The sequence below is a fragment of the Maribacter sp. BPC-D8 genome (assembly GCF_035207705.1).
Taxonomy (GTDB): domain Bacteria; phylum Bacteroidota; class Bacteroidia; order Flavobacteriales; family Flavobacteriaceae; genus Maribacter.
Genome location: NZ_CP128187.1, coordinates 1,024,678 through 1,039,657, shown reverse-complemented (window position 1 = coordinate 1,039,657; position 14,980 = coordinate 1,024,678). Strand labels below are relative to the sequence as shown.

The 14,980-nt window shown below is 35.5% G+C and carries 14 protein-coding genes; 9 read left to right on the top strand and 5 right to left on the bottom strand.

From position 1 onward, the window contains the following. Positions 1 to 62 precede the first annotated feature (62 nt). The 3 genes from QSV08_RS04630 to QSV08_RS04620 all read right to left on the bottom strand — a co-directional run bounded on the left by QSV08_RS04630 (position 63) and on the right by QSV08_RS04620 (position 3,385). On the bottom strand, positions 63 to 755 hold the full coding sequence (locus QSV08_RS04630; RefSeq protein ID WP_324026999.1) for an OmpA family protein: 693 nt from the start codon (positions 753 to 755) through the stop codon (positions 63 to 65). A 26-nt stretch (positions 756 to 781) separates the two neighbouring features. Next, on the bottom strand, positions 782 to 1,261 hold the full coding sequence (locus tag QSV08_RS04625) for a hypothetical protein (protein WP_324026997.1): 480 nt from the start codon (positions 1,259 to 1,261) through the stop codon (positions 782 to 784). Between the two features lie 147 nt (positions 1,262 to 1,408). Continuing rightward, positions 1,409 to 3,385 carry an alpha-ketoacid dehydrogenase subunit alpha/beta gene (locus QSV08_RS04620; RefSeq protein ID WP_324026995.1) on the bottom strand — a complete coding sequence of 659 codons (1,977 nt, stop codon included), beginning with the start codon at positions 3,383 to 3,385 and terminating at the stop codon, positions 1,409 to 1,411. A gap of 121 nt (positions 3,386 to 3,506) precedes the next feature. Between QSV08_RS04620 and QSV08_RS04615 the strand changes: the two genes are divergently transcribed. From QSV08_RS04615 to QSV08_RS04590, 6 genes are all read left to right on the top strand, one after another. Then, positions 3,507 to 4,457: an isopenicillin N synthase family dioxygenase gene (locus tag QSV08_RS04615; protein ID WP_324026993.1), complete on the top strand. Its 951-nt coding sequence runs from the start codon at positions 3,507 to 3,509 to the stop codon at positions 4,455 to 4,457. 5 nt (positions 4,458 to 4,462) lie between these two features. Next, the gene (locus QSV08_RS04610) at positions 4,463 to 4,792 is read left to right on the top strand and encodes a translation initiation factor (RefSeq protein WP_324026992.1); all 330 of its coding nucleotides are present in this window, start codon (positions 4,463 to 4,465) and stop codon (positions 4,790 to 4,792) included. Between the two features lie 109 nt (positions 4,793 to 4,901). Beyond that, positions 4,902 to 5,834 (top strand): DUF1835 domain-containing protein, encoded by a 933-nt coding sequence (locus QSV08_RS04605; RefSeq protein ID WP_324026990.1) that lies wholly within the window; start codon positions 4,902 to 4,904, stop codon positions 5,832 to 5,834. A gap of 1 nt (position 5,835) precedes the next feature. Continuing rightward, positions 5,836 to 6,702, top strand: coding sequence for a nucleoside phosphorylase (locus QSV08_RS04600; RefSeq protein WP_324026988.1), 867 nt, complete (start codon positions 5,836 to 5,838; stop codon positions 6,700 to 6,702). A gap of 54 nt (positions 6,703 to 6,756) precedes the next feature. Beyond that, positions 6,757 to 8,793 carry a polyphosphate kinase 1 gene (ppk1, locus tag QSV08_RS04595; RefSeq protein WP_324026987.1) on the top strand — a complete coding sequence of 679 codons (2,037 nt, stop codon included), beginning with the start codon at positions 6,757 to 6,759 and terminating at the stop codon, positions 8,791 to 8,793. After that, positions 8,780 to 9,625, top strand: a complete 846-nt coding sequence (locus QSV08_RS04590; RefSeq protein WP_324026985.1) for a substrate-binding domain-containing protein — start codon at positions 8,780 to 8,782, stop codon at positions 9,623 to 9,625. The genes ppk1 and QSV08_RS04590 overlap by 14 nt, the downstream gene beginning before the upstream one ends. A 2-nt stretch (positions 9,626 to 9,627) precedes the next feature. Here QSV08_RS04590 and QSV08_RS04585 read toward each other — a convergent pair whose 3' ends face one another. Beyond that, complete coding sequence (locus QSV08_RS04585) at positions 9,628 to 10,056, bottom strand: response regulator (protein ID WP_324026984.1); 429 nt, start codon at positions 10,054 to 10,056, stop codon at positions 9,628 to 9,630. Between the two features lie 79 nt (positions 10,057 to 10,135). Continuing rightward, complete coding sequence (locus QSV08_RS04580) at positions 10,136 to 10,801, bottom strand: uracil-DNA glycosylase (RefSeq protein ID WP_324026982.1); 666 nt, start codon at positions 10,799 to 10,801, stop codon at positions 10,136 to 10,138. 198 nt (positions 10,802 to 10,999) lie between these two features. On the opposite strand from QSV08_RS04580, the gene QSV08_RS04575 reads away from it, so the two are divergent. The 3 genes from QSV08_RS04575 (at position 11,000) to QSV08_RS04565 (ending at position 14,980) form a co-directional block, all read left to right on the top strand. Further along, positions 11,000 to 13,171 carry an endonuclease MutS2 gene (locus tag QSV08_RS04575; RefSeq protein WP_324026980.1) on the top strand — a complete coding sequence of 724 codons (2,172 nt, stop codon included), beginning with the start codon at positions 11,000 to 11,002 and terminating at the stop codon, positions 13,169 to 13,171. A 158-nt stretch (positions 13,172 to 13,329) separates the two neighbouring features. Then, positions 13,330 to 13,734 (top strand): thiol-disulfide oxidoreductase DCC family protein, encoded by a 405-nt coding sequence (locus QSV08_RS04570; RefSeq protein ID WP_324026979.1) that lies wholly within the window; start codon positions 13,330 to 13,332, stop codon positions 13,732 to 13,734. A 133-nt stretch (positions 13,735 to 13,867) separates the two neighbouring features. Beyond that, positions 13,868 to 14,980 carry a DUF748 domain-containing protein gene (locus QSV08_RS04565; RefSeq protein ID WP_324026977.1) on the top strand — a complete coding sequence of 371 codons (1,113 nt, stop codon included), beginning with the start codon at positions 13,868 to 13,870 and terminating at the stop codon, positions 14,978 to 14,980.

Genomic DNA, 14,980 nt, shown 5'->3' with positions numbered 1-14,980 from the left:
AAACAAAAAAGCCCTGCAAGTGCAGGGCTTTTATTTTAACTCAATACTAAAATTTGTATCTCTTAGTTCGTTTGTGTCTGTGCTTCTTGTTTTAAAGACTCACTAGCAACAATAGCTAACTCAACACGTCTGTTCTTAGCTTTACCAGCTGCTGTTGTATTGTCACCTACTGGTTGTGTCTCACCATACCATTTCGTATCAAAACGGCTAGCATCTATACCTTGACTTATTAAATAGCTCGTAACAGATTCTGCTCTTTGCTTAGATAGGTTCAAATTATACTCCTCTGCACCAGCACTATCGGTATGTCCTTCAACTAAAATATTAGATTTAGGATATTCTTTAAATATACCTACTAATTTATCTAAAGTAACTGCAGATGTGCCTTGGACATTAGATTTGTTGGTATCGAAATACACACCAGCTTCTTCATTAAAGGTTACGTTGATACCTTCACCAACACGCTTTACTTCTGCTCCAGGTATTTCTTCTTCAATACGTTCTGCTTGACGATCCATTTTATTTCCGATATAACCACCGGCAGCACCACCTATTGCAGCACCTAAAATGGCACCAAGAGCCGTATTATTACCGCTACCAACATTATTCCCTAAGATTCCACCAATTAAAGCGCCTCCTGAAGCACCTATTACGGCTCCTTTTTGTGTTTTATTTGCGTTTTTAACCGTACTACAGCTCATTACCAAGGCAAGAGCTAGAATGTAACTTGTTCTACGTAATATCATTGTTTTCATATGCTTATTTTAAAATTTAAGTAGGTTTATTTTTTACTGAATTGGTAAACAACATTTATTGGAGCACCTTCTACAATCACATTAGATTTTAATATCATAGCTGTTTCGGTAAGGTTTTCAATATTTAAACGATAACCCGCACCTCCAGAAATATCTTGATTTTTTTCGTTAATGAATTTGAATTGTAATTGGCTTGTGTAGTTTTCTTCACGTTCTACAACCGACCATCTTATATAACGGTCACCACCGGTACAAAATGTAGATTGGTCAATAGTGTATCTACCAGTACTATTGTTATCACGGAAGAACCACTCGCTGCCTTCTAGACATATATCTTCTACATCATTAAATAACACCGCCTTCACATTACCAGTATTACCTTCAAAGGAAACATCATTTAAAGTCCATGTACCACTTAGTAGATTTCTTTTTCCTCGAGCATCTTTAGACACGGAACATGAGGTTATAAAAAGTACAATACTAAAAAGTAAAATTATTTTTTTCATAAGTAAAAAATTTAGGTTTGATCTATATACGTTGCTTGTCATTTTTTGGATGGATAAATTCTATTTATTCGACCAAATAACATTGCAAAGATGCTGCTAAATATAAATACCTATTACCTCTTTTAACATATTTCTTAACGGATTTACTTAATATGCCATAAGTTCTTTTAAATCAGATTCAAACCTAGACTTTGCCAGGTATTGCTCTTCAAGCTTTGTGTTAAAAGGAATCGGTGTCTCTAAACTACCCACCCTTTTTATAGGACCGTCTAAATACTCAAAACAATTCTCCATCACCATTGCTGAAATATCACTGGCGATACCACCAAAAAGGCTGTCTTCTTGTAATATAATTAGTTTACCTGTTCGCTTTACCGAATCGTAAATTGCTTTGACATCTAGTGGCTGTAACGTTCGTAGATCCAATAGATCTGCACGTATTTCTGTATTCTTTTCTAATGTTTCTAAAGCCCAATGTACTCCTGCACCATAAGTAACAATAGTTATTTGATCACCTTGTTTTAAAAGACATGCTTTCCCTAAAGGCAATGTGTAATAGTCAACAGGTACTTCTTGGTAAAAACTTCTATACAAACCTTTATGCTCAAAAAATAACACCGGATTTGGGTCTTCTATCGAAGTTGCCAATAAGCCTTTTGCATCATACGGGAATGCTGGGTACACTACTTTTAAACCGGGAGTTTTAGTAAACCAGGCCTCATTTGTCTGTGAGTGAAACGGACCAGCAGATACTCCGCCACCGCAAGGCATACGAATTACAACATCTGCATTCTCTCCCCATCTATAAAAACTTTTAGCTAAATAATTTACTATTGGGTTAAAGCCACTACTTGCAAAATCTGCAAATTGCATTTCCATAACAGCCTTCATTCCGTTTATAGATAAGCCCATCGCGGCAGATACAATTGCCGATTCGCAAATAGGTGTATTACGTACACGCTCTTTACCGAAATCATTTACAAAGCCATCTGTAATCTTAAATACGCCACCATACTCGGCAACATCTTGACCCATGATTACAAGGTTGTCAAATTTCTTCATCGATTGCCTTAATCCTTCCGATATAGCATCTACCAAGCGAATTTTGGTTACAAATTTACTAGGTTCAACTTCTTTTAAATCAAATTTTTGATAAACCTCACTTAATTCTTTACTTTGATCAGGTATAATTGCCTCTTCTGCAAACGCGATTTTTAAATGTTCGTCGATTTCAGATTGAATATCTGCTTTGTACTTTGCTATACTTTCATCTGATAATATACTTTCACCTAATAAATATTGAGTGTAATTTTCTAATGGATCTTTCTCTGCCCAGGTATCTAAAAGCTCTTGAGGTACATATTTTGTTCCACTCGCTTCTTCGTGTCCGCGCATGCGAAAAGTCTTAAATTCTAACAAGACCGGTCTCGGGTTAATTCTCATGTCCCTAACTAAATGAGCTACTTTAAAATAAACTTCAAGAATATTATTACCATCAATAATATGAGATTCCATGCCGTAGCCAACTCCCTTATCTGCGATGTTTTCACATTTAAACTGTTCGTTAGTAGGTGTTGATAATCCGTAACCATTGTTCTCAACACAGAAAAGAACAGGTAAACTCCAAACGGAAGCTACATTCAAAGCCTCATGAAAATCACCTTCACTTGTGGCTCCTTCTCCAGTAAATACGGCAGTCACCTTCTTTTCATTCTTTAATTTATGAGCTAGGGCTATACCATCTGCAACACCTAGTTGCGGACCCAAATGAGATATCATACCTACAATCTTAAACTCTTGTGTACCAAAATGAAAGCTACGATCGCGACCTTGGGTGAATCCGCTTGCTTTTCCTTGCCATTGCGTAAATAACCTATACAATGGTATCTCTCTTGTTGTAAATACACCTAAGTTTCTATGCATAGGTAATATGTACTCATCGTTGTTTAAGGCAGTGGTAACACCAACCGATATTGCCTCTTGACCAATACCACTAAACCATTTAGAGACTTTACCTTGTCGTAATAGAATCAACATTTTCTCCTCTATCATGCGAGGTTTAAGTATTGATTTATAAAGCTTTAACTTAACATCTTTTGCTACTTTAAAATCGGTATAATTCATTGATAAGGTCAGTTTTGGATATTAAATTATAAATGTAACAAAAATGTATCTAGAAAGTATAGAATACAACAACGCTATTAAATCGACAATAATTATTAATTTTACGTAAAATCTTTATAATATGAGCTTAGTACCTAGTGTTGATTTGTCGGATTTTCTTTCGGAAGACCCAAAAAGAAAACTAAAGTTTATAAATGAAATCGGAAAAGCCTTTGAAGAAATCGGATTTGTTGCTTTAAGCGGACATTTTTTGTCTGAAGAATTAGTAGATACCTTATATAGTGATATTAAAGAATTCTTCGATTTACCTGAGGATGTAAAAGACGGATACCAGATTGAAGGTATTGGCGGTCAGCGTGGTTACACCTCATTCGGTAAAGAACATGCTAAAGGCAGAAAAGAAGGCGATTTAAAAGAGTTTTGGCATTTCGGACAATATGTTGAGGATAATGATGAATTGGAAAAGGAATACCCTGCCAATGTAATGGTTAAAGAATTACCTGAATTTAATAAAGTAGGAAAAGAAACCTATAAAATGCTAGAGAAAACAGCGAGATACGTGTTACGTGCGCTGGCTTTACATTTAAATTTAGATGAATTCTATTTTGATAATTATATTAAAAATGGAAATTCAATTTTACGTCCTATACATTACCCACCTATTACCTCAGAACCTAAAAATGCAGTACGAGCTGCTGCGCATGGTGATATTAACTTAATTACATTGTTAATGGGAGCACATGGTAAAGGACTTCAGGTTCAAAACCATGATGGCGAATGGGTAGATGCTATTGCAAGACCTGATCAGTTAATGATTAACGTAGGCGATATGCTATCTCGCCTTACTAATAACAAATTGCTATCTACAATACATCAAGTAGTAAACCCACCAAGAGAATTATGGGGAACTTCAAGATACTCCGTGCCGTTTTTTATGCATCCGGTGAGTGAAATGTCTTTAAACTGTTTAGAGAACTGCATTGATGATGAAAACCCTAAACTGTATACAGATATATCTGCAGGTGAATTTTTACATGAAAGATTAATCGATTTAGGATTAATCAAAAAATAGTCTATATGGATCTTAAAGACCAGTTAAAAAATCTATTTCCAGAGCACCAACCAGAGGAAACCCCCGTTGAAAAAAAAGCGGATAATCCTATTTGGCTTCAAGATGACCCTATCATTTGCAAGTACGAAAAGCGAAAAGGTAAACCAATTACCATTTTAGAAGGATACACTGGTGCCGATGAAGATTTTAAGAAATTAGCCAAAGAATTAAAGACAAAATTGAGTGTTGGCGGTAGTTTTAAAGAAGGCAAAATTATTATTCAAGGAGACTATAGAGATAAAATCATGGCAATATTGAAAGATAAAGGCTTCTCTGTTAAACGTGTAGGTGGATAATTTAGTAAAAAACACTACCTTGAAAGTTCCATTTGTTTTCTGTTAAATAATTTTATAACGTTGTTATTAGTATTATTTTTAATCTAATCAAACTAAAATCAAACCTGGTATGAGTTCTCTCTTGCACATAACCAATGGAGATGTTTTCACCGAACGTCTTCAAAAATTAAACTTAGATGGCGATGTCATCACTTGGCGCGAAATGCTATGTGAAGGACAAACACTACCTAATGTTGGTTCAGAAACCTTTTGGAAAGCTCGTTTTGAGTTTCTCCATAAAAACTATAAAGTTTCAAAATCGTGGTTTATTGAAAAGACCCTTAAAGAATATAGGTCTCTTTGTAACCACAAACAACAAGATCATATCGTTCTTTGGTTCGAGTATGATCTTTTTTGTCAGGTAAATATGCTTGCTGTTATTAGCTGGCTATTAACACACAGAAAATATGCTCAAATATCTTTAGTGTGCAGTGGCAAAGAAGACGGTACCGATAAAATGTACAGCCTTAATGAGCTTACCGATGACCAATTATTAGGTTTATACAGGAATAAAAAGATATTAACACAAGACGATACTGAGTATGCTGATTATGTTTGGCAATTATACTGTAGCAATAATCCGATTCGATTAGAAAACCTTACCGATTTTAACGATTACCAATTCGATTATCTTGGTGATGCCGTAAAATCGCATCTAAAACGTTTTCCTAGTATCAACAACGGCTTAAATGAAATGGAAAATACCATTTTACAGCTTGCAATTGATAGGAAACCGAAGTCAAAAACGGAATACATAGATGTTTTACTTAAAAATCAAGGCAACTTAGGTTTTTCTAATACACAATATGACCGTGCTTTAACGAGGTTAAAACCATTAATTACCAGTCTAAACCCTGTTCGCCTCTCTAAAAAAGGCAAAGAGATTTTAGATGGTCAAACAAGTTATTATTCTTGCATTCAAGACAACGATGTGTATTTAGGTGGTGCTTTAAAGTACAATTTCCTTTACAACACTAGTACGAACCGAATATTAAAATTATAGCATGCAACTAAAGCCTGCTGAGCTTATCATCAACGAAGATGGTAGCATCTACCACCTTAATTTATTACCAGAAGATATTGCAACCACCATTATAACCGTTGGCGACCCAGATAGGGTGCATCAGGTATCTAAACATTTTGATACTATTGAGGTTAAAAAAGGCAAGCGTGAATTTCATACACATACCGGTCATTTGAACGGTAAGCGCATTTCAGTGATTTCTACTGGAATTGGTACTGACAACATCGATATCGTTTTAAACGAATTAGATGCCTTGGTAAATATCGATTTTAAGACAAGAACACTTAAAGAAAATCATACGCCGTTAAATATTATTAGAATCGGAACTACCGGTGCTATACAGCCAGATATTCCTATTGATTCTTTCTTGATCAGTAAATATTCAATTGGTTTTGACGGGCTTTTACATTACTATGAGCATAATGAAATCAACTACCCTAAGATAGAAGATGAATTTATTGCTCACACTTCTTGGGACACCAATAAAGCAAGACCATATGTACTCTCTTACTCTGAAAAGCTAGGAGAATTGTTTAACGACAATCGTATACGATTAGGTTTTACAGCAACAAATACAGGCTTTTACGGACCACAACAGCGTCAATTGAGAATAAAGCCTAGTCAAATGGAATTGATGGAGAAATTATCTACATTCGGTTACAATGATTTAAAATTGACCAATCTTGAGATGGAAACCTCGGGTATTTATGCACTTGCACAGCTATTAGGTCATGAGGCAGTATCGTTAAACTGTGTTGTAGCAAATAGATCTACTGGCGAATTTTCTGCTACACCTGCCGAATCGGTCGATAATCTTATTGAATATTGCTTGAAACGATTGGCTTAACATACATTTACAATAATTTACTATTGTACTGCTTATTTTTACGCAAATCTTATCATGAAAAAAGACAACCTGAAGCATAGAGATATTAATTGGCTCTATTTCAATGAACGCGTTTTGCTTGAAGCTAAAAGTACCGACACGCCATTGTTAGAACGATTGAAATTCTTAGCCATTTTTTCTTCTAATTTAGATGAGTACTTTAAAGTGCGTGTTTCTCAACTTCGACAAATCAAGCATCTAGATAAAAAGTTTCGAAAGAAACTAATGTTTAAAGCTAATAGTACGTTACAACACATTTTAAAAACCATCAATGAGCAGCAAGTCGAATTTGGAAATGTAATTAAAGCGACACTTTCAGAACTTGAAGAACATAACATATATGTTCGCAACACATCTAACTTTACAAACGAGCAAATACAATTCTTAGAATCGTTATTCGATAAGAGCATTAAAGAATTTTGTTCGGTACATAAAGAAAACTTAGAATTAACCGATGGGGCACTATATTTAGCAGTTACACACTCAGGTCACAAATACAGCATTGTTGAAATACCAATAGAAAATCAAGATCGCTTTATAGCTTTGCCGGGCGACGGACATCAATTTTGCTATTTAGATGATGCTATTAGGTTGAACATTCAAAAGTTATTACCCAACAAAGACATTGACGCCTGCTACTCTATCAAACTTTCTAGGGATGCCGAATTGTATTTAGAAGACGACTATTCGGATCTAGAATTAGTAGAGAAGATTTATAATTCATTAGATAAGCGTTTATCAGGACAAGCGACAAGGCTTCTATACGATGAAACTATGCCAAGCTGGCTAATAGATGCTTTAAAAACGGACTTCAATTTAGGTTCGGTTGATTTATCGCCCGGTGGAACCTATCATAATTTATCTGACTTCTTTTCTTTTCCGCTTCCGAAAGGCACAGAACATTTACAATACCAAGAAAAACCGGCTTTACCACATCCAGAGTTAAGCTATACTAAGAATATCTTTGAAAGCATTGCTAAAAAAGACCAATTGGTACATTTTCCGTATCAAGACTTTAAAGTAGTTGAAGATTTTTTGACCACAGCAGCTACAGACCCAAATGTCATTGCTATAAAAATGACTATTTACCGCATTGCAAAGTCTTCTTCTCTTGCAGATGCCATTTTAACGGCATTAGATAATAACAAGAAAGTCACCCTATTCGTTGAAGCCCAAGCTCGGTTCGATGAGGCCAATAACATTAAATGGGGACGTATATTCGAAGAGAAAGGAGCCAAAGTAATTTTTAGTATTCCGCAAGTAAAGGTGCATTCTAAAATAGCAATGGTCTATCGTAACGAAGAAAATAAAATAAAGCGTTATGCCTACATCGGTACTGGTAATTTCAATGCCAAAACCTCTAAAATCTATTGTGATCACGGACTCTTTACTGCCGACAAGAAGATTACGAAAGATTTAGGTCAGGTGTTTCAAGTTTTGGAACGAAAAATCATAGTACCAAAGTTGAAACGCTTATTGGTATCGCCTTTTACGACTAGAATTACCTTTTTAAATCTTATTCAGAACGAGATTAATGCTGCTCGCGAAGGTAAAAAAGCTGCCATTACCGCTAAAATGAACAGTCTTGAAGACTCTGATATGATTAGAGCTTTATACAGGGCTGTTAATGCTGGTGTTAATGTTCGCCTTATAATTAGAGGGTTTTGTTGTTACCTAACAGCTAACGACGACCTTAATTCGGGAATGAAAGACAATATTTATATAACTAGTATTGTGGATCGCTATCTAGAACATGGTAGAATTTACCTTTTTGAAAATGGCGGAGACGAGCTTATGTATATAGGTTCTGCAGATTGGATGACCCGAAACTTAGACAGACGAATAGAAGTGTTAACCCCAATTCTAGACCCGGACATTTTTGATGAGTTAAAACATATTCTTACCCTGCAGCTAAATGACAACCAAAAAGCACGTGTATTAGATATAGAAAATTCTAATAAAAAGGTTGCTCAGGCTCCTGGTCAAGAAGACATACGCTCTCAATATGCCATTTACGATTACCTTAAAAATAAATTAGATGAAAACCGTTAAGATTATTGGTGTACCCGAACATTTTAACCTTCCGTGGCATTTAGCTATTGAAGAAGGTGCTTTTAAAGAAAGAGGGATCAATTTAGAATGGACAGAAGTACCTGAAGGCACTGGTAGAATGAGCGAAATGCTTAAAAATGAGGATACCGACCTTGCAATTATCTTAACCGAAGGGATCGTAAAAAGTATTACTGAAGGTAATGAGGTGAAAATTATTCAAGAATACATTGCCTCGCCCCTACTTTGGGGAATTCACGTCGACGCCAATAGCGCTTACACTTCTCTTAACGATTTAAAGGACACTACAGCGGCAATTAGCCGTTACGGTAGCGGAAGCCACCTAATGTCTTACGTTCAAGCTACAAACATGGGCTGGGACACTGAGAATTTGAAATTCAATTTAATAAATAATCTTGATGGGGCTGTTGAAGGTTTGTCTTCTGGTACTGCAGATTATTTTATGTGGGAGCGTTTTACAACAAAGCCTCTTGTGGATAGTGGTGTTTTTAAGCACTTAGGAAATTGCCCTACACCATGGCCGTGTTTTGTTTTAGTCGGGACTAATTCATTTTTGAAGGAAAATGAGGGCATATTAAAGCATATTCTTGAAATCATCAACATGTATACGGTTGAATTCAAAGAAATTCCGAGAATTGATTCTACGTTAGCAAACCGGTACCATCAAAAATTAGAAGATATACAAGAATGGCTGCAAATTACCGAATGGAGCCAAAAACAACTACCGGAATCTACATTGATTAAAGTTCAAAATACGCTGAAAGAACTTAATTTAATAGATAAATTAATTCCGGTTTCTGAAATTCTAAAATGATTTTAGATTGCAGCTAAGCTGTAATGCTTTTGTATCAAGGCTTTAAAAGTTTCATCAGAAAGTGGTTTTTGTGCAAAATCGGCGATATACTTATTATCGGTTGCGCGCACTTTATCCTCTTTATTATCACTGATTGTAACAAGTACAATGGTAATTTGATCTTTTAGTTTTTTAGGCACCAACTCTTCGTAAGCATCCATAAACTGCCACCCGTCCATTACTGGCATTCTTAAGTCTAACATGACCATACATGGCAATTCTAATTGCTCTTGACCTTTACCAAGAATGAAGTCTATCGCTTCTTGACCGTTAAGTGCTGAATTAATATTCACATCCATATCTAACTTATTGATAAAAATGGAATGTAAGAAGTTACTAGCATCATCATCGTCTACCAGTAAAATAGTATTTAACCTTTCTAAGTTATTCATTTGAGCTGTTATTTAAGTTGTTAGCCACTATTGTACCCCAAAGTACAATCTAAATTTAAACATGTAATAAGTATCTAACTTACCACACTATATTTTTATTGCCTAAATCACCTAGTATTTTATTACAAGATGAAAAATGCTTGTTCCCAAACCAATATCCTCGATTGGCACTTAATGGCGATGGATGACCAGATGTCAATAAATAATGCTGCTCTGCATCGATAAGTTTTGCCTTTTTCTTAGCATAACCACCCCAAAGCATAAAAACCACATGCTCGCTATTTTCTGATAGTTTTGAAATCACAGCATCTGTAAAAACCTCCCAACCTTGTTTTTGATGGCTTCCGGCTTCATGAGCTCTTACCGTAAGCGTAGCATTTAATAGCAGAACGCCTTGTTTAGCCCATCGTTCAAGATTTCCACTCTCTGGGTAAGGAATACCTAGGTCACTCTCAATTTCTTTGAAAATATTGATTAGCGAAGGAGGATGTTTAACACCATCTTTGACCGAAAAACATAAACCTTTTGCTTGATCAGGCCCGTGATATGGGTCTTGACCAATGATAACCACCTTTGTATCTTTAAATTCACAGTGATTAAAAGCAGAAAATATATCAGCATATTCCGGATAACAGGTATGCTCCTCATATTCACGTTCAACGAATTGCATTAAATCTTTAAAATAGGGCTTGTCAAATTCTGACCGCAACTGATCTTTCCAACTCTTAACCAAATCAATATCCATGGCACTTATTTTTTTACACTACATCAAAGTTACTATTAACCCTGCTGTAAGACAATACCAAAATTGCTAGAACCATGTTCTATTTCACCCAACATAAATTGGTTAATTGTATTCGCATTGTCTTTTATGAGTCCGACACATTCTCATTTATAAAATTTCATTGTCAATGCGTACCTTTGCAACTCATTAAAATATAACGTGGCTAACATACATTCCAAAACATTACAAGACTTAGAATTTCCTTCTGTATTAAAACAAGTTTCTGCGCGTTGCCATACAGAATTGGGTAAAGAAGCTGCATTAGAAATTGCACCATTTATCACTGACGAGGTTATCAAAGTAGAACTTGGCAAAACAGCCGAATATCTATCTTCACTTATTAGTGAAAACCGAATTCCCAATCATGGATTCGATGCTATTAATGCCGACCTGAAGCTTCTGAAGATTGAAAATACAACCTTAGAATTACAAGGATTCAAAAGAATCGCTAGTATTTGTACTACTGTTGCACTACATCAAAAATTCTTTAAAAAGTTCAAAGAGTATTATCCCCTTTTCTATGATTTTGCTTTGAAACTGGAGCAGAACGCTGAAATTCCGATTTTAATTAACAATGTCATTGATCGTTTTGGTGAAGTGAAAGACAACGCATCTGATGAGTTGTTTACGATTAGAAGGCAAATAAATGCAGTTCGCGGTAAAATCAGTCAAAGCTTTGGTTCCGCTTTAAACACGTACCAAGCATCTGATTATTTGGATGAGATCAGGGAATCTGTTGTTGAGAATAGACGTGTTTTAGCAGTTAAAGCAATGTATCGCAAGAAAGTTAAGGGTGCCGTTATGGGTACATCAAAGACCGGAAGCATTGTTTACATAGAACCTGAAGCGGCTTTGAAATATAGTAGAGAGCTCAATAACTTAGAGTTTGAAGAAAAGGAAGAAGTACAGCGTATTCTTAAGCAGCTTACGAATCAGATAAGACCATTTAGAGCGCTTTTAAGCGATTATCAAGATTTTTTAACGCAAGTGGACGTTATTGCTGCAAAAGCTAAGCACGCAGAAGATATTGACGCCCTACTGCCTAAAATTAATTCAAACAATAGATTGTATTTGCGAGATGCATACCATCCGCTATTGTTTTTGAACAATAAGCGCAAGAATGAAAATACATATCCGCAGACCATTGAATTGCATCAAGAAAACAGAATTATAGTTATTTCTGGACCCAATGCAGGCGGTAAAAGTATTACGTTGAAAACCATTGGTTTACTTCAAGTAATGCTTCAAAGCGGAATGTTAATTCCTGTACATGAAAGAAGTGAAGTTTGCTTCTTTAAAAAGATTTTAACAGATATTGGTGACAACCAAAGTATTGAAAATCATCTAAGTACGTACAGTTACCGCTTAAAGAACATGAACCAATTTTTAAAGCGCTGTGACCAAAACACCCTTTTTCTAATCGATGAATTTGGTACCGGTAGTGATCCCGAACTAGGTGGTGCTTTAGCCGAAGCCTTTTTAGAGGTCTTTTATGAAAGAGGTTCCTTCGGAGTTATAACAACACACTACGCAAACTTAAAGGCATTGGCTAATGAATTGCCACATGTCACCAATGCCAATATGCTATTTGATGGTAAAACTTTAGAACCTACATTTCAACTGATTTTAGGGCAAGCTGGTAGTTCATTTACGTTTGAGGTGGCGCAGAAGAACGGCATCCCCTACTCGCTTATCAATAAAGCGAAGAAGAAAATAGAGCGTGGCAAAGTTCGTTTCGATGCCACCATTGCCAAACTGCAGAAAGAGCGTAGTAAAATGGCTGAAACCGGCTCAAGGTTAAAAGAAGAGGAGTCTAAAGCAAGAGATGAAAACGAACGATTAGAAAAGCTAAATGCTAAAATCAAATCTAAACTTGAGAACTACCAAGAGCTATACGACCACGACCAACGTATGATACAATTGGGCAACAAAGTAAATGTTGCTGCCGACAAGTATTTTCAAGACAATAAGAAACGTCCTTTAGTATCTGAGCTATTGAGAATCGTTGAAACAGAGAACAGCAAAAGAAAGAAGAAGACTGCTAATCAAGCCAAAGCCGAACGTGTTAAAAAAGCCAAAGTCGCCGAAGAAGTTCAAAAAGAAGTGAAGGTAATTCGTGAGAAAAAGAAGGTAGAAAAGAAAAAAGCCGTCTTTAAGGAAAAGAATAAGCCAAGACCCGTTTTTAATATAGGTGACCGTGTTCGTATGTTAGATGGAAAAGCTGTGGGTAGTATAGATTCCCTTGAAAAAGGTAAAGCTATTGTTAACTATGGCATATTTACGACAAACGTAAGTGTAGACCAGCTTGAACTGGTAGAAAGGAAAAAATAACACTCTATTGCAGCTAGTTACATAAATCGTATACGATTTATGTAGGGCTTTTAAAACTAACTATAGTATTCATTTCAACTCATTCTCGAATATTTGCTAGTTTTTTTATTATAAAATTGTTGTGAGTTGTTGATTAAATATTGTTTTAATTTTGCATTGTGAATTCAAATAAAAAAATCATTCTTTTTGATGGTGTCTGCAACTTATGCAACAGCAGTGTTCAGTTTGCCATAAAGCGAGATGAAAACGATATTTTCAGATATTCTGCCATACAAAGTGAAACTGGTAAAAAGTTATTGGCCGAACGCAATATCGATACTAATGAAATGGATTCTATTATTCTAATAGAACCAAATATCGCCTACTACACCAAATCAACAGCTGCTCTTGAAATTGGTAAGCATTTAAAAGGACTTAGTAGCATATCTTCTATTTTACTGTGGCTGCCGGAGTCCTTTAGAAATATCGTATACGATTTTGTTGCAGCAAATCGGTACAAATGGTACGGTAAAAAGGAGGCCTGCATGATTCCTACCGAAGAATTAAAGAGCAAATTCATTTAAAACTACAGCAATATCACTCTACTAGGCTATTTTTAATCCTTACCCCAATACTTTTATCCCTATCAATCATTACTTCAACCATTTATAATTCAAAAACTTATCTTTTCGATGTTGACGTTAAACATTGAATTACATGAGCGAAGTAAAAAGAAAACGGTATAAGAAGAAAAGATATGCAGTGCCGGTTACTATTATCATACTACTTATTATAATTCGTTTATCTCTCCCCTATCTAGTAAAGAATTATGTGAACAATGTTCTTGCTGATATACCGGGGTATTATGGTCAAGTTGATGATATTGACTTATCAATTATTCGTGGTGCCTATACGATACACGGTATGTACCTAAACACTGTTAATGCAAATACAGAAATTCCCTTTCTAGATTTTAAGAAAACTGATATCTCCATAGAATGGAATGCGCTATTTAAAGGTAAAATCGTTAGTGAAATTGAAATGACTGAACCGACAGTAATTTATGTATTTGAAGATCAACAAGACACCACCGGTCAAGCCAATACGGAGGATTGGTCAAAAGCACTTACTAATTTAGTTCCTATCGACATCAACCAACTGACGATTGAAAATGGAAAATTCGCATTTTTACAACTACAAGCAGACCCAAACATTGATTTAAATCTATCTAACGTACAATTATCAGCTTCTAACCTTAGAAACGTTGTTGAAAAAACGAGAACACTACCCTCTAGCATTCATGCAACAGCAACATCTATTGGTAATGGAAAAATGGTATTAGATGGCAATATGAACTTGGTAAAGGAGATTCCTGATATGGATGTTTCTTTTAGTCTTGAAAACGCAAATGCCAAGGCACTTAATGATTTCACCAACTATTATGCAGGTATTGACTTTGATGAAGGTTCTTTCGATTTATTCGGAGAACTAGCTATTGCCGATGGCTATATGAAAGGTTCTTTTAAACCCATTTTAAAGAATGCAAAACTTATAGGTAAAGACGACGGATTTCTACAAACCCTCTGGGAGGGATTTGTAGGCTTTTTTAAGTTTGTTCTCAAAAACCATAAGAATGATACTCTTGCTACCAAAATACCTGTTGAAGGGGATCTAAACAATGTGAAAACAAAGATTTGGCCAACGGTAACAAGAATATTTAGAAATGCATGGATTCAAGCCTATAAAAATGTTGCAGATGACGACCTTGATTATCAAGATGCCACTGAAGGTGCCGATAAGTTAAATAACAAAAAATCTAAAGAGAAATAA